This is a genomic window from Parasphingopyxis lamellibrachiae, from assembly GCF_003385775.1.
In the GTDB taxonomy this organism is placed as follows: domain Bacteria; phylum Pseudomonadota; class Alphaproteobacteria; order Sphingomonadales; family Sphingomonadaceae; genus Parasphingopyxis; species Parasphingopyxis lamellibrachiae.
Map to the genome: position 1 here is coordinate 23938 of NZ_QRDP01000004.1, position 22334 is coordinate 46271.

General features: G+C 60.0%; 25 protein-coding genes and 1 pseudogene. 15 read left to right on the forward strand and 11 right to left on the reverse strand.

Features of this window, described 5'->3' with window-relative positions:
• Positions 1-120: 120 nt before the first annotated feature.
• The 6 genes and pseudogenes from DFR46_RS00125 to DFR46_RS14910 form a co-directional block, all read left to right on the forward strand.
• Positions 121-654, forward strand: coding sequence for a regulatory protein RecX (locus DFR46_RS00125; protein ID WP_245953568.1), 534 nt, complete (start codon positions 121-123; stop codon positions 652-654).
• Between the two features lie 72 nt (positions 655-726).
• On the forward strand, positions 727-1317 hold the full coding sequence (locus DFR46_RS00130; protein ID WP_116234616.1) for a cold-shock protein: 591 nt from the start codon (positions 727-729) through the stop codon (positions 1315-1317).
• A gap of 6 nt (positions 1318-1323) precedes the next feature.
• Positions 1324-1860 carry a DUF192 domain-containing protein gene (locus tag DFR46_RS00135; protein WP_245953570.1) on the forward strand — a complete coding sequence of 179 codons (537 nt, stop codon included), beginning with the start codon at positions 1324-1326 and terminating at the stop codon, positions 1858-1860.
• A 63-nt stretch (positions 1861-1923) separates the two neighbouring features.
• Positions 1924-2313, forward strand: a complete 390-nt coding sequence (locus DFR46_RS00140; RefSeq protein WP_116234617.1) for an NADH:ubiquinone oxidoreductase subunit NDUFA12 — start codon at positions 1924-1926, stop codon at positions 2311-2313.
• A complete protein-coding gene (locus DFR46_RS00145) occupies positions 2310-2831 on the forward strand; it encodes an MlaD family protein (RefSeq protein ID WP_245953572.1) in 522 nt (173 codons plus the stop codon). Before DFR46_RS00140 ends, DFR46_RS00145 begins: the two co-directional genes overlap by 4 nt.
• A 194-nt stretch (positions 2832-3025) precedes the next feature.
• Positions 3026-3274: pseudogene (locus tag DFR46_RS14910) on the forward strand (DUF2155 domain-containing protein); the annotation flags it as partial.
• Between the two features lie 35 nt (positions 3275-3309).
• Here DFR46_RS14910 and aat read toward each other — a convergent pair.
• The 8 genes from aat to aroQ form a co-directional block, all read right to left on the reverse strand.
• On the reverse strand, positions 3310-4029 hold the full coding sequence (gene aat / locus DFR46_RS00155) for a leucyl/phenylalanyl-tRNA--protein transferase (RefSeq protein WP_116234619.1): 720 nt from the start codon (positions 4027-4029) through the stop codon (positions 3310-3312).
• Between the two features lie 55 nt (positions 4030-4084).
• Positions 4085-4816: a ParA family protein gene (locus tag DFR46_RS00160; protein WP_116234620.1), complete on the reverse strand. Its 732-nt coding sequence runs from the start codon at positions 4814-4816 to the stop codon at positions 4085-4087.
• 82 nt (positions 4817-4898) lie between these two features.
• On the reverse strand, positions 4899-5873 hold the full coding sequence (locus tag DFR46_RS00165; RefSeq protein ID WP_116234621.1) for an alpha/beta fold hydrolase: 975 nt from the start codon (positions 5871-5873) through the stop codon (positions 4899-4901).
• A 29-nt stretch (positions 5874-5902) separates the two neighbouring features.
• Complete coding sequence (arsC, locus tag DFR46_RS00170; protein WP_116234622.1) at positions 5903-6253, reverse strand: arsenate reductase (glutaredoxin); 351 nt, start codon at positions 6251-6253, stop codon at positions 5903-5905.
• An 8-nt stretch (positions 6254-6261) separates the two neighbouring features.
• Complete coding sequence (locus DFR46_RS00175) at positions 6262-6666, reverse strand: ACT domain-containing protein (protein WP_116234623.1); 405 nt, start codon at positions 6664-6666, stop codon at positions 6262-6264.
• Positions 6667-8079: an acetyl-CoA carboxylase biotin carboxylase subunit gene (gene accC, locus DFR46_RS00180; protein ID WP_116234624.1), complete on the reverse strand. Its 1413-nt coding sequence runs from the start codon at positions 8077-8079 to the stop codon at positions 6667-6669.
• Positions 8033-8524, reverse strand: coding sequence for an acetyl-CoA carboxylase biotin carboxyl carrier protein (gene accB / locus DFR46_RS00185; protein WP_245953576.1), 492 nt, complete (start codon positions 8522-8524; stop codon positions 8033-8035). Before accB ends, accC begins: the two co-directional genes overlap by 47 nt.
• 59 nt (positions 8525-8583) lie before the next feature.
• Complete coding sequence (gene aroQ, locus DFR46_RS00190) at positions 8584-9024, reverse strand: type II 3-dehydroquinate dehydratase (RefSeq protein ID WP_116234625.1); 441 nt, start codon at positions 9022-9024, stop codon at positions 8584-8586.
• A gap of 81 nt (positions 9025-9105) precedes the next feature.
• Between aroQ and thiS the strand changes: the two genes are divergently transcribed.
• Positions 9106-10104 (forward strand): sulfur carrier protein ThiS, encoded by a 999-nt coding sequence (thiS, locus tag DFR46_RS00195; protein WP_116234626.1) that lies wholly within the window; start codon positions 9106-9108, stop codon positions 10102-10104.
• Positions 10105-10279: 175 nt separating this feature from the next.
• Here thiS and DFR46_RS00200 read toward each other — a convergent pair whose 3' ends face one another.
• Positions 10280-11953 (reverse strand): thiamine pyrophosphate-binding protein, encoded by a 1674-nt coding sequence (locus DFR46_RS00200; RefSeq protein WP_116234627.1) that lies wholly within the window; start codon positions 11951-11953, stop codon positions 10280-10282.
• Positions 11950-13386, reverse strand: coding sequence for an NAD-dependent succinate-semialdehyde dehydrogenase (locus DFR46_RS00205; protein WP_116234628.1), 1437 nt, complete (start codon positions 13384-13386; stop codon positions 11950-11952). Before DFR46_RS00205 ends, DFR46_RS00200 begins: the two co-directional genes overlap by 4 nt.
• Positions 13387-13516: 130 nt before the next feature.
• Here DFR46_RS00205 and DFR46_RS00210 point away from each other — a divergent pair, with 130 nt between their 5' ends.
• Genes DFR46_RS00210 through DFR46_RS00220 form a run of 3 tightly spaced genes read left to right on the forward strand, consistent with a single transcriptional unit; the run spans position 13517 to position 16349 of the window.
• Positions 13517-14434 carry an SMP-30/gluconolactonase/LRE family protein gene (locus DFR46_RS00210; RefSeq protein ID WP_116234629.1) on the forward strand — a complete coding sequence of 306 codons (918 nt, stop codon included), beginning with the start codon at positions 13517-13519 and terminating at the stop codon, positions 14432-14434.
• On the forward strand, positions 14431-15084 hold the full coding sequence (locus DFR46_RS00215; protein WP_116234630.1) for an HAD-IA family hydrolase: 654 nt from the start codon (positions 14431-14433) through the stop codon (positions 15082-15084). Before DFR46_RS00210 ends, DFR46_RS00215 begins: the two co-directional genes overlap by 4 nt.
• Positions 15075-16349 (forward strand): cyanophycinase, encoded by a 1275-nt coding sequence (locus tag DFR46_RS00220; RefSeq protein ID WP_116234631.1) that lies wholly within the window; start codon positions 15075-15077, stop codon positions 16347-16349. The genes DFR46_RS00215 and DFR46_RS00220 overlap by 10 nt, the downstream gene beginning before the upstream one ends.
• A 6-nt stretch (positions 16350-16355) precedes the next feature.
• Here the strand turns inward: DFR46_RS00220 and DFR46_RS00225 are convergent, their stop codons facing one another.
• Positions 16356-17159, reverse strand: coding sequence for a universal stress protein (locus DFR46_RS00225; RefSeq protein ID WP_162843365.1), 804 nt, complete (start codon positions 17157-17159; stop codon positions 16356-16358).
• Positions 17160-17347: 188 nt separating this feature from the next.
• Between DFR46_RS00225 and DFR46_RS00230 the strand changes: the two genes are divergently transcribed.
• From DFR46_RS00230 to DFR46_RS00250, 5 genes are all read left to right on the forward strand, one after another.
• Entirely contained in the window at positions 17348-17902 is a 555-nt protein-coding gene (locus DFR46_RS00230) for a hypothetical protein (RefSeq protein ID WP_147297587.1), read from the forward strand.
• Positions 17903-18045: 143 nt separating this feature from the next.
• Positions 18046-18753 (forward strand): CoA transferase subunit A, encoded by a 708-nt coding sequence (locus DFR46_RS00235; RefSeq protein WP_116237049.1) that lies wholly within the window; start codon positions 18046-18048, stop codon positions 18751-18753.
• Positions 18753-19409 carry a 3-oxoacid CoA-transferase subunit B gene (locus tag DFR46_RS00240; RefSeq protein WP_116234634.1) on the forward strand — a complete coding sequence of 219 codons (657 nt, stop codon included), beginning with the start codon at positions 18753-18755 and terminating at the stop codon, positions 19407-19409. Before DFR46_RS00235 ends, DFR46_RS00240 begins: the two co-directional genes overlap by 1 nt.
• Entirely contained in the window at positions 19409-20374 is a 966-nt protein-coding gene (locus DFR46_RS00245; protein WP_116234635.1) for an MBL fold metallo-hydrolase, read from the forward strand. Before DFR46_RS00240 ends, DFR46_RS00245 begins: the two co-directional genes overlap by 1 nt.
• Positions 20375-20567: 193 nt before the next feature.
• Positions 20568-22316 (forward strand): B12-binding domain-containing radical SAM protein, encoded by a 1749-nt coding sequence (locus tag DFR46_RS00250; RefSeq protein ID WP_116234636.1) that lies wholly within the window; start codon positions 20568-20570, stop codon positions 22314-22316.
• Positions 22317-22334: the final 18 nt, after the last annotated feature.

Sequence of the window (22334 nt, forward strand, 5' to 3'; positions counted from 1 at the left end):
GGATATTTCTCTTTTTGCGACAGTCGCCATGCCATATGCGCGACGGATATTATTCTGATTGGACGCATAGCCGATGAGCCGCGTTCAAAATTCGGCTCCACTATGGCACAAAGATGGCGCATGACCGGTCAAGCCCGCAAAAAACCCCGTCCACCGCTCGATAGAGAGAGTCTGGAGCAACTTGCGCTCTTCTATGTCGGCCGGTACGCGACCACGCGAGCCAAGCTGCGCAGTTATCTTGCGCGCAAGCTACGGGAGCGGGGATGGGTAGGGAAGAGGCCGCCTGCGATAGAAGCGCTTGCCGAGAAATTCTCCGAGCTCGGCTATATCGATGATGCCGCCTTCGCCGCTTCGCGCGCAGCATCGCTCGGCCGGCGCGGCTACGGAGCAAGGCGGGTCGAACAGGCGCTTTACGCTGCCGGAATCGAAGAGGCTGACGGCGCCGATGCGCGGGGGATTGCTGCCGATCAGGCCTGGGACGCGGCGCTAGCCTTTGTCCGGAAGCGACGGTTCGGCCCCTATGCATCCCAGTCCTTCGACCCGGACCGCAAGCGCAAGGCGCTGGCCGCGATGATCCGCGCTGGCCATCCTTATGAGCTTGCACGAAAATTCATCGACCGAGATCCCGGAGACTTTCCCGAACGCGATGCGTAGCGCCTCCTTCGTGGCACCCTTTCACGAATAGCGAATTTTGTGTTAGATAATTGCCGAAACAGGGGACGGTGCATGACATCGGAAGGGAACGCGGCGGCTTTGGAAGCTGTGCCGGAGGATATAGCGCATGATGCTGCCGGTGAAGGCGCATCTGGAGAGGCGCTGTCGCGGGCATCGGGAATCGTCAAATGGTTCGATGGGACGCGCGGTTACGGTTTTCTCGTTCCCGATGACGGCGATGGAGACATTCTTATTCATTTTTCCATCCTGCGCGATCACGGCCGGCGAACCCTGCCGGAAGGTGCGCGGCTGGAATGCAATTTTGCCGAGCGGGATCGGGGCCGGCAGGCGACAGAAATTCTCTTGATTGACCTTGAAGGGTGCGAAGACTTTTCGGATCAGAATTCAGGTGATAGCAGGCATGAACATGATGCACTGGCAGAGGCTGCAGGGGATTTCGAACCGGTTACCGTGAAATGGTTCAACCGCCTGAAAGGTTATGGTTTTCTTGTTCGAGAAGGCAAGGGCCGGGATGTGTTTGTCCATATGGAGGTTGTCCGCAGTTCGGGTCTTGGCGAGATCGACGCCGGCGATCGGTTGGAGGCGCGCATTGCCGATGGCGGCAAAGGGCCACTTGCGGTGACGCTCCAGCATTGCGAATAGCAAGGCATGACCTATTTACCGTATCGAGCGGGGCCCTGTGCGTTGGCCGCTCTCGCGCTGCTCGCATGCAGGGCTGAAACGCAGCTTCCGGCCGATCCCCCGGCAATGGCGGAAGCTGCCGGCCCGCAAGAGAATGCCAGCGACGAAGCTGGCGTGGAAACGATTCCCGTAACGGTGCGTACCGCGACTGGCGACCGCCTGTTCGATGTCGAGACGGCGATCACGCCAGAAGAGCAGCGGCGCGGACTGATGTTTCGCGAATCGCTTCCCGAAAATGGCGGGATGATCTTTCCATTCGAATTTCCGCGTTTGGCGAGCTTCTGGATGCGCAATACGCTGATCCCGCTTGACATGATCTTCATCCGATCCGACGGCGTCATCACCAACATCGCCGCAGAGACGGTACCCTATACGCTCGATTCCTATTATTCGAATGAACCGGTAATCGCGGTACTCGAGATTGCGGGGGGGCGCAGCGAGGAGCTGGGAATAGCCGCCGGCGACCGCGTTAGCTGGCCCGAGGGCCCGGCCTTGCCGGAATAAGCAATTCGATTCGACGCAAGAAGAGTTGGCGTGTCGCTGAAGAGGCGCTAAACGCCAATCGCTATGGGACTTTTTAAAAACATCTTCATCTGGTGGGACGGTGCGACAATCGGCACGGCATGGCACTCGCTGCGCAAAGGCCGGTTCATTGCCGAGGATTCCTCCGGAAATCGCTATTATGAAAGCAAGAAGGGCCCGCGCCGTCGCTGGGTCATCTATGCAAGCGGCAAGCCCAACGATGCGAGCAATGTGCCGGCCGAGTGGCATGGCTGGCTTCATCAGACGGTGGAAGATGTGCCTGACCAGAGCCTGCCGCCGGCGCGCGCATGGGAGGCTCCCTATACGGCCAATCTGACCGGGACGGGCGGCGCCTATCATCCGGCCGGGGCGCTGGAATCGAATCGTGCCCGGGCGCGGGCGAGCGGCGACTATGAGGCATGGAGCCCAAGTTGAGCGCCGTTCGAAATCATTTGCTCGAAGCGCTGGTCGGGCTTGTCGTCGTTATCGCGGCGGTTTTGCTAGTTTTTTCCTTTCTCGGTCGCACCGCGAGCGGGGCCGGAAGCCACGCCATCGAAGTGATCGCCTATTTCCCTAATGTCAGCGGCGTCGATGTCGGTACGGATGTTCGCGTTGCGGGACTTTCCATCGGGGAGGTCACCGAGGTTCGGCTCAATTCTGACGATTTCCAGGCCGAGGTGCGGATGGCTATCGATCCGGATACGAATCTGCCCAATGACAGCAGTGCGGCGATCACCAGCGAAGGCCTTTTGGGCGGCAGCTTCATCGCTCTCCTGCCCGGCGGATCATCGGACCCCTTTGTCCAGGACGATGTCATTCTGGATACCCAGGGCGCCATAGACATGACCGGGCTGATCGGTTCCATGATCAACGATTCGGGCGGCAGCTCCGGCAGTATGGGCGATACGATGAGTGACGATTTCGGGGCGGAAGACGGGGAAATGCTCCCATGATCCGGTGGGTTGCAGTACCGACCCTGGTAGCGCTTGCGGCCTGCGGATCGACAGATAACCCCGAAGCAGAGGCCCCCGCCGCTGAATTGACGCTCGATCAGACGCGGACCGGGCAAGCGGACGATGAAACACTCAATATCGACGATATTGAAGAGATTGGCGATCTGCCTGCGGATCTCACCGGCGTTACCCCGATGGCGGAGCGTGTCGCGGTGCTCGGCCTGTTGAACAAGCGCAACGGCCTATCGCGCGAAATCCGTCTCAGTCCCGGCGAATCGACGCGGGTCGGCGACGTTCTGATTCGCTTACGGGCGTGCGAAGAAACCGCGCCCTGGGAGCCGCAAAGGCTGACCGGCGCCTTTGTCCAGCTCTTTGTCCGGCAAACCGCCCGCGGCAGCAACGAGGAAAGCTGGGAGCGGGTGTTTTCCGGCTGGCTGTTCAAGGAGCGCCCGTCGCTCAATGTGATTGAGCACCGGCTTTACGATGTCTGGCCCAAGGCCTGCGAAATGACATATCCGGACAATGCGCCGTCTTCGTCCGCATCGTCGGGAAATAGTCGCTCGAGTGCTGCAAGACCTGCCCCGGCAGCCGAACCGGTTGAGCCCGTTCCCGACAGCCCGACAGAAGACAGCGCCGCGTCGAGCAACGACGTATAATCGTCTTTGGAAATTTCGATCGCGCCGAGCGAGGCGAGATGATCGGTCATGAACTGGCAATCTAGCAGGGCGAACCCGCCCGTTTTCATGCGCGCCACCAGATGCGCCAATGCCACCTTTGAGGCGTTCGATACCCGGCTGAACATGCTCTCCCCGAAAAAGGCGCGGCCTAGCTGCACACCGTATAGCCCGCCAACCAGCTTGCCATCCTGCCAGCATTCGATCGAATGCGCGTGCTGGCGCCGGTGAAGCTCTCCATAGGCGCTTTCAATGGCGGGGTTGATCCAGGTGTCAGGGCGGTCGGGCTGCGCTTCCGCACATGCGCTTACAACCTCGCCGAAGGCGGTATCACGGGTTACGCGAAATCTGTCGGATTTCAGTGTTTTGGCGAGTGAGCGAGATAGCTGGAAACCGTCAAGCGGCAGGACCGCACGCATTTTCGGTTCGACCCAGAAAACTTCATCCGCATCCCGGCTGTCCGCCATGGGAAAGACTCCCACCGCATAGGCGCGCAGCAACATATTCGGATCGAGCAAGTTCACCCGACGATAGTAGCGCAGGTCGCGCCGCCCGTCATCGGCTGAAAAATCGCTGGGGTCAGAGTTTGGCGATCTTGCGCTCTACGCCGCGCCACAATTTTGCGAACGCCTGGCCGGCCGGGGATTGTGGTGCGAAAGCGCCCACCGGTGCGCGGTGGCTCGCCATCTGCTCGATCGCGCTTGCATAGGGAATAACGGGCCAGCGTTTTTTGTCTTCCAGGGCATTGCGATGCAAGGTCCGACGGCGATCGACCATGGTGTACACCGGGAGAATTGCGGTGCGTCCCTTATGGTTGCGCTCGATATGCCCGACCACCGTTTCAAACGCTCGCTGTGAAAGCGGGGAGGGGATGACGGGCACGAGAACCAGATCTGCAGCGCGCAAAATCTGGTCACTTGTCTCGGTCAGGCCTGGCGGGCAATCGAGTATGATCCGGTCATAATCGCGCGAAACGGAATCGATAATCTTGGAGAGCCGTTTCTTCTTGCCGAAGGAGAAGAACATGCGGTCAAGCTCCCGCAGCGAATGATCGGCCGCCAGCAGATCCAGCCGCTCGATGCTCGTGGGCCGGATCAGCTTGCCCGGCTTGATTTCCTGATCATAAACGCCCTCGGCGCGGCGCTTGGGCTTCTTACCATCCTGCATGAGGAAAGTGGCCGCCGCTTGCTGATCGAGGTCCCATAACAGAGTGCGGCGCGATGAAAGCATGGCGGAGCACCATGCCAGGTTTACCGCCAGCGTCGTTTTTCCGACGCCACCTTTCATGCTGTAAATCGCAATCGTTGCCATGCCGTGATCCTAGCGTCCGTAGATCGCATCGCCAAATCGCGATGGTTAAGAACATCCCATTTTGGGACGCTGTTTCGCGCTCCTATTCAACGGCTTGGCTGTCTTCGCTCACATAGAGCCTGTCGAGCCAGGCTCGCATATCGGCAGCGCTGCGGTCGGGCGCTTCTTCCATCGGTATATGGCCGATATCCGGATAGGCGATCAGGACGCTGTCGGGGATATGATCGTCGAACCATTGGCCCGACGAAAGCGGCACAAGCGGATCTTCCTCACCCCATATCAGCAATGTCGGCACGGTAATTTGCGCCATAGTTTCCGGGCTGGCCACGGTGCGCTCTGCACGCCCCCGCGCGCCGGTTGCCGCGCGGTTGCCGGGATAGAGGAGGAGATCATAGTAACGGTCCACCATGACATCGTCGACAATGTCGTCGTTGCTCACGCTCTCCCGGATCGAGCGTTCGACCATCGAGCGCGGAGTGATTTTCTCCATCAAGCGGGAAATCACCGGCATCTGCGCGATACGAAATCCGATTGGCAGACTGCGTGGCTGTGCGTCGGGTACGCCGGAAGCGCCGATGAGTGCGAGGCCGGTAAGCCGGTTGCCATGCGCAAGTGCATAGTTCCAGCTGACCCAGCCGCCCATCGAGCTGCCGCCCACCGCAAATTGGCCAAGGTCGAGCGCATTGGCGACGCCGTCCAGAGTTTCGACAAATACGGCCGTATTGTAATCGCCGTCGGGGGTGGGGCCGGTTAGTCCGTGGCCCGGCTGGTCATAGGTAACGATGCGATAGTCGTCCGAAAGACGCTCGACCCACGGTTCCCACGTCTGCAGCGAGGCGCTTGAGCCGTGCACGAGCACGAGTACGGGTGCATCGCGCGGTCCTTCGTCGCGGACATGAACAGTCAGCCCGCCTGGTAGTTCGATGAATTGCGACGCCTCATTGGTGTAGCGCGCGCGGAGATCGTCCACATCCCGGTCCGGCGTCCAGAACCAGAAAACGGCGCCGCCGATCAAAATCAGCAGGATCAGCGCGGCCCATTTGAAAAACCTTTTCATTGCCGCGCCGCTCCCTTTTTCCCGTGCGTCTAGATTATCTCTTTGACCAGATCCTGAGGACGGCAGAGCCGCACACCCTTTTCGGTTTCGACAATCGGCCGATTGATGAGGATCGGGTTTTTGACCATCGCATCGAGGATTGCCTCATCGCTGACATCCGGATCGTTCAGGCCGAGTTCCTTTGCGAGGGACTCTTTGGCGCGTAAACCGTCGCGCGGGGAAATCCCGGCCTTTTTATAGAGATCGGCAAGCTTTTTCTTGCTGGGCGTGTCGTTCAGATATTCCACGACGCGAACAGCAATAGCCGGTGCCTTTTCCAGAATCTCCAGCGTCTTGCGGGACGTGCCGCAGCGCGGATTGTGGTAGATTATGGCCTGCATCGAACTAACTACTCCTGTACCTTCGACAAGTTTTCCAAAACTGCCATCGCCTCGTCACGCCGGGCCCAGGGCACGAAAACATGATCGTGATGATATGCCGCCACTATATTGGCACTAATCCCCGTTTCGGCAAGCGCTGCGGCTATTTTCGCCGTCAGTCCAACGGCGCTGAGCGCGCTCGTAGCGCCGATTGTGATTTTTGCCCAGCCCTCTTCGTATTCCAGGCCGATCCCATCAAGGATGGAGGAAAGCGCAATTACGCTCGCGCCCTCGGTTTCGGCGAAGGTGGCAACGGGCACCAGGCCCTGCGGCCAGCCCGATCCGATCGGAATCGTCACAAAGCCATGCTCTTCTTCTGCCAGCATGGGTTTCAGGTCACGCAATAGCGTTGCAAGTTCCGATTCGCCGGGCATTTAACTGGTTTCGGTCTGGTCGCGCGCCAGCCATTCCTCGAGCCATTTGATCGTATAATCGCCTTCGAGAAACTCCGGATCGTCGAGCAAGGCCTGGTGCAGGGGCAGGGTCGTGTCCACACCCTCGATCACCATTTCTTCCAGTGCGCGGCGCAGGCGCATGATGCACTTTTTCCGGTTTTTGCCGTAGACGATCAGCTTGGCGACCATCGAATCATAGTAAGGCGGAATCGAATAGCCCGAATACAGGCCACTATCGACGCGCACATGCATGCCGCCGGCGGCGTGATAGTTGATCACCTTGCCCGGCGATGGGGCAAAGGTCTTGTGATGTTCGGCATTGATCCGGCACTCGATTGCATGGCCGGTGAACGTTACTTCGTCCTGGGTTACCGACAGCGGCTGCCCGGCGGCGACAAGTATCTGCTCGCGCACCAGGTCAAGACCCGTGATCATCTCTGTCACCGGATGCTCGACCTGGAGCCGGGTGTTCATTTCGATGAAATAGAAGCCACCATCTTCATATAGGAATTCGATCGTGCCCGCCCCGCGATAGCCCATATCGGCCATTGCATTGGCGCAGATATCGCCCATCCGGGTGCGTTCTTCCTCCGTGATGACGGGCGAAGGCGCTTCTTCCAGCACTTTCTGATGGCGGCGCTGGAGCGAACAGTCACGCTCGCCCAGATGGACGGCCTTGCCCTTGCCGTCGCCAAAGATCTGGAATTCGATATGGCGCGGATTGCCGAGAAATTTCTCAAGATAAACCGTGTCGTCGCCAAAGGCCGATTTGGCTTCCGATCCCGCCTGTTTGATCAGCGATTCGAGCTGGCTGGCATCCGGCACAACCTTCATGCCGCGCCCGCCGCCGCCTGAAGCGGCTTTCACAATCACCGGATAGCCGATTTCATCCGCCACTTTCTTGGCTTCGGAAATCTCTTTCACCGCACCGTCGGAACCCGGCACGAGTGGAAGCCCCAGCTTGCCCGCGCTCCGCTTTGCCTCAACCTTGTCACCCATGATGCGAATATGTTCGGGCTTTGGTCCGATCCAGATAATGTCATGGTCTTCGACGATCTTGGCGAATTTCTCGTTCTCGGAGAGAAAACCATAGCCGGGATGGATCGCATCGGCGCCGCTGATCTCTGCGGCAGAGATGATGTTCGGAATGTTGAGATAGCTGTCGGTTGCCGAGGGCGGGCCGATACATACGGTCTCATCGGCAAGCAGCACATGCTTGGCCTGGGCATCGGCGGTTGAATGCACGGCCACCGTCTTGATACCCATTTCGTGGCATGCCCGATGGATACGGAGTGCAATCTCGCCTCGATTGGCGATCAGGACCTTTTTGATCACAGCCGCCGGCCTATTCGACTGTGGCGAGCGGTTGGTTGAACTCGACCGGCTCGGCATCTTCGACCAGAAGGGCAGTCACGGTGCCCGATTTTTCCGCGACGATGGGGTTCATCACCTTCATCGCTTCGATAATCAGCAGAGTATCTCCCTGCGATACCGAATCGCCAACCTTGATAAACGGGGCGGCGCCGGGTTCGGGTGCAAGATAGACGGTGCCGACCATCGGCGATTTCACCGTGCCCGGATTGTTCTCGGCGCTTGCTGCCGGGGCGGCTTCGACCGGAGCAGGAGCGGCGGCAGGTGCCGGAGTCGCCGCGGGAGCAGGGGCGGGGGCAGCCATGACGGCCGCGCCGCTCGCCGAGCGGGCCACGCGGATACAGCGATCGCCGTCCTCCACTTCGATTTCGGTAAGATTGGCTTCGTCCAGCATTTCGGCGAGCTGGCGAACCAGATCGACGTCAACATTCATGGTGCCGGCAGCGGCGCCTTTGTTGGTTGTCATCACAGACCCTTTATCCCTGTTGTCGGCCCCCCGGGCCGGACTGCAAGCTTTTGCTTTACTCAAAGCTGTATGGCTGCGTCCAGCGCCAGCATATAGGAAAGTGCTCCAAATCCGGAAATAGTTCCGCGAGCGGCCTCGCCCACCAGGCTTTGGTGGCGGAAGGGCTCGCGGGCATGGGGGTTCGAAAGATGAACCTCGATAACCGGAACCGAAACGGCCTTTATGGCATCGTGCAGCGCGATCGATGTGTGGGTAAAACCGGCCGCATTCAACAGGATAGCCCTGGCGTTTTCAGCCTCGGCCTCATGTATCCAGTCAAGCAGATGGCCTTCGTGATTCGATTGCCTGACCTCGACGTCCACACGGAGTTCCTGGGCCCGGTCTTCCAGCCGGCCCGCGATATCGTCGAGCGTGTCGGAGCCATATATTTCAGGTTCCCGGGAACCCAGCAGGTTCAGATTGGGCCCATTCAGGACATATATCACAGGTTTATCGGCCATTGGCCTTGCCTTTCGGTTGCAGCGATACGGGGCGGACACCTATATGCGGCTCGTTCCGTAACGCAAAGGCAGGATGCAGCAATGACCGACGAGCGCACGATTTCCATTCGCATCAATGGCGAGCACCGGCGCGTTCATCCGGGGTTGAGCCTGGCCGCCCTGGCCAGCGAGATTCTCGGTCTCGATCCGGCCAAGGTGGCGGTGGAGCGCAATCTGGAGGTCATGCCCCGATCGACCCTTGGCGACGTGCTGGTCGAGGACGGTGACGAGCTGGAAATTGTGCATTTTGTGGGAGGCGGAAGCGGTATGGACGAGGACGGCTGGAGCGTTGCGGGCCAAGATTTCAAATCGCGGCTGATTGTCGGCACCGGCAAATATGCGGATTTCGAAGAGAATGCCGCAGCGCTCGAGGCTTCCGGCGCGGAGATCATAACCGTGGCCGTACGCCGGGTGAACGTGTCGGATCCGAACGCGCCGATGCTGACCGATTTTATCGATCCGAAGAAATACACCTACCTGCCGAATACCGCTGGATGTTTCACTGCTGATGAAGCGATCCGCACCCTGCGGCTGGCGCGCGAGGCGGGCGGCTGGGATCTCGTGAAGCTCGAAGTACTCGGCGAGGCGAAGACGCTTTACCCGGACATGCGTGAAACATTGCGCGCCACGGAAACGCTGGCGGCAGAAGGCTTCAAACCGATGGTCTATTGCGTGGACGATCCAATCGCCGCGAAGCAGCTGGAAGAGGCTGGCGCGGTCGCCGTGATGCCGCTTGGCGCGCCGATCGGTTCCGGGCTGGGTATCCAGAACCGGGTTACGATCCGGCTTATCGTCGAGGGTGCGAATGTGCCCGTGCTTGTCGATGCGGGGGTAGGCACCGCCTCCGATGCGGCGGTTGCGATGGAGCTGGGCTGCGACGGGGTTCTGATGAATACCGCCATAGCCGAGGCGAAGGAACCGGTGCGTATGGCGCGGGCGATGAAGCTGGCGGTCGAGGCGGGGCGCGAAGCCTATCGCAGCGGCCGGATGGCAACCCGCAAATATGCCGACCCCTCCAGTCCTCTGGCGGGCTTGATCTAAGCTCACGGGCCGTTCGTCGAAAACGGCCCGGCCAACCCTTTACTCGAAACCGGTTATCGGGCCTACGACACTAGTCGGAGACGCTCGGTGACTACTGCCCCTGTAGGTAAACCGGGTCGCATCGGGCCATCGCCGGGTTTCCCGGCGGTGGCCCTTTCCGATTTGGCGCCGGGCGTTAGCTTTGCGAGGCGGAGCGCACCTTCGCCACCGACGTGCCCGCCGCCAGCTGATCCTCGACATCGATTTTCAGGTGCAGAAGGCGGACACCTTTTTTCTCCTTGGCCCGGTCTAGCGCGGGTGCGAAATCCGCAGTCTGTTCGACCGTTTCTCCCGAGGCGCCATAGGCCCTGGCCAGCGCCGCAAAATCCGGATTGGTGAGCGCCGTGCCCGAGAGCCGCTCGGGATAGTTGCGTTCCTGGTGCATCCTGATCGTGCCGTAACTGCCATTGTCGATAACGATCACGAGCATGTTGCAGCCATGCTGGACCGCGGTCGCCAATTCCTGCCCGTTCATCAGAAAGTCGCCATCGCCGGCAACGGCGATCACCTGACGGTCCGGATAGCGCAGGGCGGCACCCACTGCCGCCGGAACGCCATAACCCATCGCGCCTGCCGTCGGTGCCAATTGGCAAACCGGCCCGCCATAGCGCCAGTAACGATGCCACCAGCCGGAAAAATTGCCCGCGCCGTTGCAGATGATGCTGTCCGCGGGGAGGGTTTCGCGCACCGCTTTCACGCATTGTGCGAGATCCAGCGTCAGATCGTCATTGGGTTCAACCGTGTTCCAGGCCTCCCATTCGGCATGGGCCTCTTTGCCGCAATCGAAATCGATAATATCATGCTCCCAGAGCGAGGTTTCTTCCGAAAATTCGCGCATATCGGCACAGATGGCGAGATCGGTGCGATAGACGCTGCCCAGTTCTTCCGGATCGGGATGGACATGGACGAGCGTCTGATCGGGATGATCGGGCGTGATCAGTGTATAACCGTCGGTCGTAGCCTCGCCGAGCCGTGCGCCAACGACGAGCAACAGATCGGCGCCCCGGATCCGCTCGAGCAGCTTGGGATTCGGCCCATAGCCGAGATTGCCGGCCCAAACCGGGCTCTCGTTCGCAATCGCGTCCTGCCGCCGAAAGCCGCAGGCGACGGGCAGGCCGATATCCTCGGCGAATTCGCGGAAATAATGGGATGCGCCCGCGCACCAATCCGCGCCGCCGACGATGGCGACGGGTGAGACCGCGTCCTTCAGCAGCTCCATCATAACGGCTATCGCCTCGGGATCGGGATGCTGGGCGGGGCGGATGATCTTGGGACGATCCATGGCCTCCACGGTATCGCGCAACATATCTTCAGGCAGCGCGAGCACGACCGGGCCGGGTCGGCCGTTCATTGCAACTGCATAGGCGCGCGCGATATATTCGGGAATGCGCTCGGCCTGGTCGATCTTCGCCGCCCATTTGCACATGGGGCCGAACATTGCCGGAAAGTCGATTTCCTGAAAGGCTTCGCGGTCCTTGTCGCTGCGCCCGACATCGCCGATGAAATAGATCATCGGCACTGAATCCTGCATCGCGACATGGACGCCGATCGAGCCATTGGTTGCGCCGGGCCCGCGGGTGACAAAGGCTATGCCGGGTTTACCCGTCATCGCGCCATCGGCCGCCGCCATGAAGGAGACGCCGCCTTCCTGGCGGCAGACGACGAGATCGATTTCCGACGTGTCGTGCAACGCATCGAGCACGGCGAGATAGCTCTCGCCGGGCACGCAGAAGATACGATCGCAGCCTTGCGTGACGAGATTGTCGACCAATATCTGGCCACCGGTGCGGGGTGTCGCTGCGTCGCTCATGCCTGATGCACCGCTTTGGTGACCATATAGGCCTCCAGCCCTTCCGGCCCATCCTCGCTCCCGAAGCCGGATTCCTTGATCCCGCCGAACGGCGCGTCGACCGCACTGATGCCGACAGTATTGATCCCGACCATACCGCTTTCGATGGCATCGCCCAGCAGCATCGCCTGCCGGCCATTCTCGGTGAAGGCGAAGGCCGCGAGGCCGTAAGGGAGGCGGTTTGCCTGCTCGATAGCCTCGTCGAAACTCTCAAATGGCCGCATCATAGCGACCGGACCGAACGGCTCGTTGGCCATGATCTGTGCGTCTAGCGGGACATCGGCGATAACGGTCGGGCGGAAGAAGAAGCCGCTCTCGCCCAGCACATCGCCGCCGGTCATGATCCGCGCGCCCTTGTCGGCGGCATCGGCGATCAGTGCGCCGACCGCTTCGGGGCGGCGTTCATTGGCGAGCGGGCCCATCTGGGTCGCGTCTTCCAGGCCGTTGCCCACCGTCAACTGTTGCGTACGCTTCGTGAATTCGTCGACGAAACGGTCGTAAATGCCGTTCTGCACATAAAACCGCGTCGGGCTCACACAGACCTGTCCGGCATTGCGGAACTTCTGCGGGACGATGATATCGAGGGTGCGCTCCAGATCGCAATCGTCGAACACGAGCACCGGCGCATGGCCGCCCAGCTCCATTGTCGTGCGCTTCACGCCATCTGCAGCAAGTTTCATCAGATGCTTGCCGACCGGCACCGAGCCGGTGAAGCTGATCTTGCGGACAATCGGCGAGGCGATGAGATGCGTGCTGACTTGGTCGGGCACGCCGAACACCATCTGCGCAACGTTTCCGGGCACGCCCGCGTCGAGCACGCAGCGCATCAACTCCATTGCGCACGCCGGGGTTTCCTCGGGCGGTTTGCAGATGATCGAGCAGCCTGCTGCCAGGGCGGGGGCGAGTTTGCGGGCCATCAGAAAAAGCGGAAAGTTCCACGGGCTGAACGCGGCCACCGGGCCAACGGGCTGCTTGATCACGATCGCGCGCTGCCCGGTGGGGCGAACAAGGACGCGGCCATGGGCCCGCTTCGCTTCCTCGGCAAAATAGTCGAACAGCGCGGCGGCGCCCAGCACTTCGCCCATCGCCTCCTTGACCGGCTTGCCCTGTTCCATCGTCAGGAGTGGCGCGATATCGCTCACCCGTTCGCGTAACAGCTCGGCGGCCTTGCGCAGGATTGCGCCCCGCTCGTTGACGTCCCGTGCTTTCCATTCGCGAAAACCGAGCTCCGACGCGGCCAGGGCATGGTCGAGATCGTCGGCCGTCGCCAGAGGTAGCGCGGCCAGTGTTTCGCCAGTCGCAGGATTGACGACATCCTGCATCTGCCGGTCTCCGGCTTCGATCCATTCGCTATCGATATGGAAGCGCAGATTTTGCGGATATTCGGTGCTCATAATGTGTTTCCCGGGAGGATTTTTCTCTGCCCCGGCTATTAAGTCACTTGACCCGCGCGGGCAACGATAGTTGGCTGCCCTGCAAAGGCGGCAAAAGAAAACAAGGCCGCATTCCAGGAGAGGATGAGACATGGAACTGGTAACAGACGGACTGCGCTTCCCGGAAGGTCCGGTGGCGATGGACGATGGCAGCATTGTGCTGGTCGAGATCGCGGCGGGACGGATTACACGGGTTCGGTCCGACGGTACGAAGGAGATCGTTGCGGAACCGGGCGGCGGACCCAATGGACTGGCGATCGGCCCCGATGGCAAGCTCTATGTCTGCAACAATGGTGGCTTCAACTATGTCGAATCAGGCGGCATGCTGGCGCCCCACGGCATCGCCGAAGACTATTCCGGCGGACGGATTGAGCGGATCGATCTGGAAACCGGTGCAGTGGAGACTCTCTACAAGTCCGGTGATTTCGGCTGCACGTTGCGCGGTCCAAATGACATTGTTTTCGATGCTTATGGTGGTTTCTGGTTCACCGACCACGGCAAGCAGAATTTTGAAACGCGCTGCCACGACATTGTTGGCATCTTTTACGCAAAGGCCGATGGCAGCCACCTCGAAGAAGTGATTTTCCCGTCATACAATCCCAACGGTGTGGGCCTCTCTCCCGATGGCAAGACGCTCTACGCGGCCGAAACATTCACCTGCCGGCTAACCGCATTCAATATCATTGCGCCCGGCAAGGTCGACGATGCTGCGGGGCCTGGCGGCCCGGGTATCCCGCTCTACCGGCCGGCAGGATATAAGTTTTTCGATAGCCTGGGCATGGAGGCGAATGGCAATATTTGCGTCGCGACAATCGGCGAATGCGGAATTTCCGTCGTCTCTCCTGCTGGTGAGCTGGTCGAATTTGTAGAGACTGACGATATCTTCACAACCAATATCTGCTGGGGAGGCGCGGATATGCGCACCGCCTATATCTGCCTGTCGGGTACGGGCCGGCTGGTGAAAACCGAATGGGCCCGGCCGGGCCTCAGACTGGAGCATAACGCTTGAGCTATTCTGCGATTATCTGGGACTTTGGCGGCGTCATTACGTCCTCGCCGTTCGATGCGTTCAACCGGATGGAGGAAGCGCGCGGCATGCCGGTGAACAGCGTTCGCCGGATCAATGCGACCAATCCGGACGGCAACGCCTGGGCGCTGTTCGAACGCGCCGAAATCGATGCTGCGCAGTTTGACGAGCTGTTCGCCGAGGAAGCCCGCGCCATGGGTGTGGAATTGCGGGGAAGCGATGTGCTTGCCTGTCTTTCCGGCGATATCCGGCCCAAAATGGTCGCGGCGCTCGATGTGCTCAAATCCAAGGGGCACAAGCTAGGCTGCATCACCAACAATGTTCCCGCGGGGAAGGGCGCTGGCATGGCCGGGTCCGAGCAGAAGGCGATGGCCATTGCCGATATCATGACCCGTTTCGATCATGTCATCGAAAGCTCCAAAGCGGGCGTGCGCAAGCCTGACCCGCGAATCTATCAGATGATGTGCGAAACCCTGGATGTTGAACCGGCCGAATGCGTTTATCTCGACGATCTGGGGATCAACTGCAAGCCGGCGGCGGCGCTGGGCATGGCGGCGATCAAGGTGACCGGGGAAGCGCAGGCGCTCGATGATCTGGGAACGGTTCTGGAATTGCAGGACGGATGGCTTTGAGGCGGTTGCTGGCGATTGTTGGCGTGCTGCTGGCCGGGTGGCTCCTGTTCAGCGGCCCGGCCCAGGCGGTAAATGGCCGATTGTTGATTGTCGGCGGCGGGCTCAGCCTCGAAAATGACGCCATCTACCGCGCGTTGATAGACCATCGCCCGGCTGATGCGCCGCGCATCGCGATCATCCCGGCGGCATCAGCCGAACCGGCCAGCCAGGCCGCCATCTTTGCCGGGGGATTGATGTTTCATGGCGTGGAGCCGGAAAACATCGCGATTGTGCACCTTGCCCGATCCGACGATCCTGACACGCCAGACGTAGACGAAACTGACTGGGCGGCGGGCGCGGATAGCGCCGAGGAAATTGCGAAGATCGAAAATGCCGGAGCAATCTGGTTCGCCGGGGGCAATCCGCAGCGGTTGACCGCACTGCTTGTGCAGGGGCGGGGCGCCGATAGCCCTATGCTGGCGGCCATCCGGGCGCGGCTGGCAGCGGGCGCGATTGTTGGCGGTATCGATGGGGCCGCGGCCGCGATGAGCAATCCGATGATCGCGCACGGCGATGCGTTCAACGCACTGTTCAGCGAAATAAGGGCGGACTCGCAGGAGTTTGCAAACGGGGTCCAGCCACTGGTGATGCCGCAGGGTCTGCGTCTCTTTTCGCCGTTCACCATCGATACCCGTTTCGGCCAGGAAGGGCGTCTCGGCCGGCTGGCGCACGCGATAATGGGGCAGCCCGGACCCGCGCGCATCGGCCTTGGCATCGATGTCGATACCGGGCTGCTTGTCGATCTCGAACGGGCGAGCGCGCGGGTGTTGGGACCGGGGGCGGTGACGCTGCTCGACGGCCGGCGGGCATCGCGGACGGCCAGTATATCGGGGTTTCTGGTCCGCGGCCTGCGATTGTCGCGATTGCACGAGGGGGATCGGCTGTCGCTCACCGATCTGGAGGTCAGTCCAGACGCAGACCGTCGTCCGGTCGAGGACCGCCAGAGGGTGTATGGCGGTATCTGGCCGAGCGCACGCTCGCTAGACGCCCTGGAAAGCGAGCGCCGAACCCTTCAGGTAAGCGAACGTTATCTGGGGGGCAATGCCGTGATCGATGTCGATGTCCGGCAGGATCACGGCAAGCGCAATGCCGAGTTCACCTTTGTCGGCAGGCCCGAAAGCCGGTACTGGAGGAGGGCGGGCGATGAGGGATGGGCCGGCACCCTTACCAGCATTTCGCTAACGATCGACGGGCATTTTTCCCCGAGCACCTCACCCCGGCCGTAACCGCTCCTAATGCGCCATGAAGACCGGCACAGGCGAACGCTGGATGAAGTGTCGGGAGACGCCGCCGAACAGAGTCTGACGGACGCGGCTGTGCCCATAGGCGCCCATCACCATATAATCGGCTTCGCGATCGATAAGCAGGCTGTGCATCGCATCGGCAATTTTTTCGTTCCGCTCACGCTGGATCAGATCGGCCTTGATGCCGTGGCGCGAAAGATAGACGGCAGCGGTCGAAGCCGGGAAATAAGCCGGATCCTCGCCAATCGTGACGACCTCGACCGAACTCGCGGTCTGCAAGATGGGGACGGCTGCGCGCATGGCATTGCCGGCCTGTTCCGACCCGTTCCAGGCAATAACGGCCTTGCCTGCGCAGTCGAGCGCCTTGCTGGACTGGGGTACCGCCAGGACCGGGCACTGGGCTGTCATGACCATATAGGTGACGCTGGAAGCGAGATCGGCGTCGTGATCTCCGGCTGGTTCGCTGAGTACGGCAACATCGGCCATGCGCGACTGGCTGACCAGCACATCGTCCGGGGCGCCGTCTTCAGACAGGAAATCCCATGACACGTCCTCGTTCGCCATGGTTTCCCGCAGCATTTCGCGCTTGCGCTCGGCTTCCTCGAGGGCGGCTTCGCGCTGTTCCGCGACATAGTAGGAGCCGCCAAAGGGATCGAGCGCTACATAATCGCTGACCGGAATGCCATGCAGGAAGGTGATATGCCCATTATTCGCGCGTCCGATATCAAGCGCCGCCTGTAGGCGGGATTCGAAGCCTTCTTCGTCATTTACAGATAACAGGATGGATTTCATTATCATTCTCCCAGAACGAACTGACTCTTCCATTTCCGTATAGGACAGTTCAGGGAGCTGCGCATTGATCAAGGTCAAATAGCGCGCTTTCCGCATTGACCCGATCTAATGCGAATAGTACGCAATAGCAATTATAGATCAAGGGGCCAGGCATTCGCTCTGTCCAGTCAATGAAAAGGATGATCGGAATGAACAAGGTTAAGCTGCGCCGTACCCTGGTGAATATCCATCTTTACCTGGCGGCTATGCTGGCTCCGGCTTTTCTGCTCATGGCGATCACGGGCGGGTTGTACCTGGCCGGCGTTCAGGGCGATAGTGTAGAGACGGACCTTGCCGCGCCGACCGGCTATGCACTGGAGGCCGAAAACCCGGAGCTGGAGGCTGAAGTCCGGCGTTATATTTCCGATCAGAACCTTGATATCGAGTTCGACTATATCCGGGGCCGCGGAGACAGTTTCGTTACCCGGCCAACATCGCGGCCTCATCTGCGTGTCGAAAATGGCGAGCAGGAAACCAGCGTTCAGCTTGTTGAGCCTGATCTGCTGGAGTCGCTGACAGAGCTGCACAAGGGCCATGGCCCCCAGATATACCGCACCTATGGCATCGTCGTTGGGGTGGCGCTCTTTTTCGTCGTGTTCGGCGGTGTGCTGGTCGGGCTACTTGCACCAGCCTATCGGCGTCCGACAATCCTGACCCTCGCGGCCGGAAGCCTGATCTTCGCCTATCTCGCATTCTGGGCCTGAGCGGAGCGATTGTCCGGATGGCCGCGGGCGGCAATTGTCGGTCGCTCCGCAGTTGCAGATTTCGAGACCGGGGTGACGGATACGGCAATTGACCCGACCCGTGGCGGCTGCCTAATGGGGCAAACCCCATGCGGAGCTCGACGATGAAGAAAATTTACCCGAATGCTGCTGCGGCGCTCGATGGCCTGCTGTTCGATGGCATGCATATCTGCGCGGGCGGCTTTGGCCTGTGCGGTATTCCCGAGCGGCTGATCGACGCGATCCGCGATGCGGGTACGAAAGACCTCACCATCGCCTCCAACAATGCGGGCATTGACGGGGAGGGGCTGGGCAAGCTGCTCCGTACCAAACAGGTCAAGAAGATGATCTCCTCCTATGTCGGGGAAAATAAGGAATTCGAGCGGCAGTTTCTCTCCAAGGAGCTCGAAGTGGAGTTCTGCCCTCAGGGGACGCTCGCGGAGCGGTGCCGGGCTGGCGGTGCGGGTATTCCGGGGTTCTACACGAAGACCGGCGTCGGCACGGTGGTCGCCGAAGGCAAGGAAGTGAAGCAGTTCGACGGCGAAGATTACATCCTTGAGCGCGGCATCTTTGCCGATCTGTGCATCATCAAGGGCTGGAAGGCGGACAAATCGGGCAATCTCGTTTTCCGCAAAACGGCGCGCAACTTCAACGCCCCGATGGCGACGGCCGGCAAGATCTGCGTCGCCGAGGTCGAGGAAATCGTCGAGGTCGGGGAACTCGATCCGGACGGCATTCATCTGCCGGGCATTTACGTCAAACGTCTGATAGACGGTTCGCCCTATGACAAGAAGATCGAGTTCGAGACCACCCGCGAGAGGGAGAGCGCCTAATGGCCCAGGAAAACCAAGGGTGGGACCGCAACCAGATGGCCGCGCGGGCGGCGCAGGAGCTTGAGGATGGCTATTATGTCAATCTCGGCATCGGTATCCCGACGCTGGTCGCCAACCATATCCCGGATGGTGTCGAGGTTACCTTGCAGTCCGAAAACGGCATGCTCGGCATTGGGCCGTTTCCCTATCCCGAAGATATCGACGCGGATCTCATAAACGCCGGTAAACAGACTATCAGCGAATTGCCCTCGTCGAGTTATTTCGGCTCGTCCGACAGTTTTGCGATGATCCGTGGCGGGCACATCGATCTGACGGTGCTCGGTGCGATGGAGATTGCGGAAAATGGCGACATCGCCAACTGGATGATCCCTGGCAAGATGATCAAGGGCATGGGCGGCGCGATGGATCTCGTCGCGGGCGTGAAAAAGATCATCGTCGTGATGGATCACAATTCCAAGGCGGGCGATCCCAAGTTCATTCCGGAATGCACGCTGCCGCTGACCGGGACCAATGTCGTCGACATGATCATTACCAATCTCGGTGTGTTCCGCCGCCCCGATCATGACAGCCCGTTCGAACTGATCGAGTTGGCGCCGGGCGTGACGGTCGAGGAAGTGGGTGGGAAGACGACGGCGCACTATATCGAAGTGCTTTGATGCCTCGTAGCGACCTTTCAGAGACGGCTGCCCGGGCGCGCTTGTCGCGGCGGGCGCTTCTTCTCGGGGCAGCAGTCACGCCGTTATTATCCCTCCGCCCGGCGATCGCGGCGGACGGACTGGCGTCACGACTGATCTTGTTGGGAACGGCGGGCGGACCTTCGCCAAAACCGAATCGGTCCGCGCCCGCCCAGGCGATAGTCGTCGGCGACAATGTCTATATCGTCGATTGTGGAGACGGCGTTGCCCGTCAGATGGTGCTGGCGGGCCTGGATCCCGCCGATTTGACGGCGATATTTCTAACCCATCATCATTCCGACCATAACGCCGATTTCGGAAATTTGCTGCTGCTTGCCTGGGCGGACGACTTGGCCTCACCGGTCGAATGTTTCGGCCCGCCTCCGCTTGAGGCCATGCGCCAGCAGTTTTTGGATCTGAACGCCTATGATATCGCGACGCGCATCGCAGATGAAGGCAGGCCGCCGCTCGCCGACCTCATCAACGCCCATGAATTCAGCGAACCGGGTCTGATATTCGAGGATGATAATGTCCGGGTTACCTCCGCGTTGGTCGATCATCCGCCGGTTTCACCCGCCTTTGCCTATCGGTTCGATTGTCCCGACCGGTCCATCGTCTTTTCGGGTGATACGGCTCCATCCGATGCGCTGATCGCCCTCGCAGAGGGGGCGGACATATTGGTGCACGAGGTGATGTATCTGCCCGCGATCGAGGGCCTGATCGCAGACGCCCACGATCCGGCAAGCCTTCGCGATCATCTGCTCGCCAGCCACACGACAACCGAGCAGGCCGCGCAGATCGCAACCAGCGCGGGCGTTGAAACTCTGGTTTTGTCGCATTTCGTACCTGGCGGTTATCCGTTTATCGAAGACGATGTGTGGGAGGCAGCCGTCAGAGCTGGCTTCACCGGAGAGATAATCGTCGGGCGCGACTTGATGGTGATCTGACCATTTTTTTACGTCCGGGCAGCGTGTGGAACAGATCGAACTGGCCCGGGGTCACAGTTGATGGAGTTGGCGAGAAGACGACAGCCCATTTTGTCGAGAAGGTATGCGGTGGGCTGCGAATCCGGCCTATTGGCGAAATAATGTGGCGATAAAGGCCATAGTCGCGTAGGTTCTTTTCCGCAGGGGCCTTTTGATGCGTGAAAAATTTCATATCTATCTGATCAAACCGACGCGCTATCATGACGATGGTTATCCTCTGCAATGGTGGCGGTCGCTCATCCCCTCCAACTCGCTGGCCTGCCTGGCGGGCATCGTGAACGATGCGCTGGAGCGCGGAATACTCTCCGAATATGATTGTGTCGTCCACGCGATTGACGAGATTCATCAGAACGTACAGCCGACCAAGATCATCCGCACGATCCGCAAGGAGGGCGGCAAGGCCTTTATTGGTCTGGTTGGCGTCCAGTCCAACCAGTACCCCAGGGCTATGGATCTGGCGCGCGAGTTTCGCGCTGCCGGTATGCCGGTTTCGATCGGCGGCTTCCATGTCTCCGGCTGCCTGTCGATGCTCAAGGAACAGCCACCCGAAATTCTCGAAGCTCAGGCGCTCGGCATCGGCCTGTTCGGTGGTGAGGCTGAAGAAGGGCGGATCGACGATGTTCTGGTTGATGCGGCCAATGGCGCGCTCAAACCGGTTTACAATTATCTCGACGATACGCCCAACCTGGCCGGGGCTCCGATCCCTTTCATGCCGCCCGAACAGGTGAAGCGAAACATCAACAGCTATTCGAGCTTCGATCTGGGGCGCGGTTGCCCGTTCGAATGTTCTTTCTGCACCATCATCAATGTGCAGGGGCGCAAGAGCCGCTTCCGCACGGCCGACGATTTAGAGTTGATCGTCCGTGAAAACGCCAAGGAGGGCGTTACGCGCTTTCTGCTCACCGACGACAATTTCGCGCGCAATCGCAATTGGGAATCTTTTCTCGACCGGCTGATAGATCTCAGGAAACAGGGGTTCCCCGTCAATATGGCGATCCAGGTGGACACGCTTGCCCACCGGATCGATGGCTTTATCGACAAATGCTGCGCAGCTGGCGCCGACCAGATTTTTATCGGTCTCGAGAACGTCAATGCCGACAATCTGGAAGCGGCTAACAAGAGGCAGAACAGGGTCGAGGAATATCGCGACATGTTCCTTGCCTGGAAACAGCACCCGGTCTTTATCATGTGCGGTTATATCCTTGGTTTCCCCAACGACAGCTATGAGTCGATCATGCACGATATCGAGCTGATCAAGTCCGACCTCGCCGTCGATGCGCTCTATCTCAACTATCTGACGCCGCTGCCCGGGAGCGAGGATCACAAGAAGCTGTATGAATCGGGCATCTGGATGGACCCCGATCTGGCCAAATACGATCTCAATCATCGCGTCACCCATCATCCGAAGATGAGCGACGAGGAATGGGAGCGGGCATTCCGCGATGCGCATAACAGCTTTTACAGTTGGGAACATATGGAACGGATCATCAAGCGGATGGCGGCGCTGGGATCGAACAAGAAATATGTCACGCTGAACCGCCTCGTTGCCTATCGAGAATCCGTGCGCATCGCCGGCATTGCGAAGCTGGAATCGGGCTATTTGCGGCTGCGTTCGCGTAAGCAGCGCCGGCCCGGCATGAAAATTGAAAATCCGCTGGTCTTTTATCCCAAATATCTGGCCATAGGTGTCTACAATACGGCCCGTGTAGCGCGGACATGGTGGCGCCTCCGGGTTCGTATGATGCGCATCCTGAAAGATCCGGACCGGACGGAATATCGCGATGCTGCGATTGCACCCGACGATGAGGCCGATCGCGAGATGCTGAGCGAGACGCGCTCCACCAAAAATGCGGAAACGCGGCGGCGGCACAGGATTGTCGTTACCAAGACCGAAGCGGCCTGATCACCGTCGAATAGTTGC

Coding starts and splice junctions, on each gene's coding strand:
- DFR46_RS00125 (WP_245953568.1), top strand. CDS start 121: ATGACCGGTCAAGCCCGCAAAAAACCCCGTCCACCGCTCGATAGAGAG.
- DFR46_RS00130 (WP_116234616.1), top strand. CDS start 727: ATGACATCGGAAGGGAACGCGGCGGCTTTGGAAGCTGTGCCGGAGGAT.
- DFR46_RS00135 (WP_245953570.1), top strand. CDS start 1,324: ATGACCTATTTACCGTATCGAGCGGGGCCCTGTGCGTTGGCCGCTCTC.
- DFR46_RS00140 (WP_116234617.1), top strand. CDS start 1,924: ATGGGACTTTTTAAAAACATCTTCATCTGGTGGGACGGTGCGACAATC.
- DFR46_RS00160 (WP_116234620.1), bottom strand. CDS start 4,816: ATGGCAACGATTGCGATTTACAGCATGAAAGGTGGCGTCGGAAAAACG.
- DFR46_RS00165 (WP_116234621.1), bottom strand. CDS start 5,873: ATGAAAAGGTTTTTCAAATGGGCCGCGCTGATCCTGCTGATTTTGATC.
- arsC (WP_116234622.1), bottom strand. CDS start 6,253: ATGCAGGCCATAATCTACCACAATCCGCGCTGCGGCACGTCCCGCAAG.
- DFR46_RS00175 (WP_116234623.1), bottom strand. CDS start 6,666: ATGCCCGGCGAATCGGAACTTGCAACGCTATTGCGTGACCTGAAACCC.
- accC (WP_116234624.1), bottom strand. CDS start 8,079: ATGCCGAGCCGGTCGAGTTCAACCAACCGCTCGCCACAGTCGAATAGG.
- accB (WP_245953576.1), bottom strand. CDS start 8,524: ATGACAACCAACAAAGGCGCCGCTGCCGGCACCATGAATGTTGACGTC.
- aroQ (WP_116234625.1), bottom strand. CDS start 9,024: ATGGCCGATAAACCTGTGATATATGTCCTGAATGGGCCCAATCTGAAC.
- thiS (WP_116234626.1), top strand. CDS start 9,106: ATGACCGACGAGCGCACGATTTCCATTCGCATCAATGGCGAGCACCGG.
- DFR46_RS00200 (WP_116234627.1), bottom strand. CDS start 11,953: ATGAGCGACGCAGCGACACCCCGCACCGGTGGCCAGATATTGGTCGAC.
- DFR46_RS00205 (WP_116234628.1), bottom strand. CDS start 13,386: ATGAGCACCGAATATCCGCAAAATCTGCGCTTCCATATCGATAGCGAA.
- DFR46_RS00210 (WP_116234629.1), top strand. CDS start 13,517: ATGGAACTGGTAACAGACGGACTGCGCTTCCCGGAAGGTCCGGTGGCG.
- DFR46_RS00220 (WP_116234631.1), top strand. CDS start 15,075: ATGGCTTTGAGGCGGTTGCTGGCGATTGTTGGCGTGCTGCTGGCCGGG.
- DFR46_RS00225 (WP_162843365.1), bottom strand. CDS start 17,159: ATGAAATCCATCCTGTTATCTGTAAATGACGAAGAAGGCTTCGAATCC.
- DFR46_RS00230 (WP_147297587.1), top strand. CDS start 17,348: ATGAACAAGGTTAAGCTGCGCCGTACCCTGGTGAATATCCATCTTTAC.
- DFR46_RS00235 (WP_116237049.1), top strand. CDS start 18,046: ATGAAGAAAATTTACCCGAATGCTGCTGCGGCGCTCGATGGCCTGCTG.
- DFR46_RS00240 (WP_116234634.1), top strand. CDS start 18,753: ATGGCCCAGGAAAACCAAGGGTGGGACCGCAACCAGATGGCCGCGCGG.
- DFR46_RS00245 (WP_116234635.1), top strand. CDS start 19,409: ATGCCTCGTAGCGACCTTTCAGAGACGGCTGCCCGGGCGCGCTTGTCG.
- DFR46_RS00250 (WP_116234636.1), top strand. CDS start 20,568: ATGCGTGAAAAATTTCATATCTATCTGATCAAACCGACGCGCTATCAT.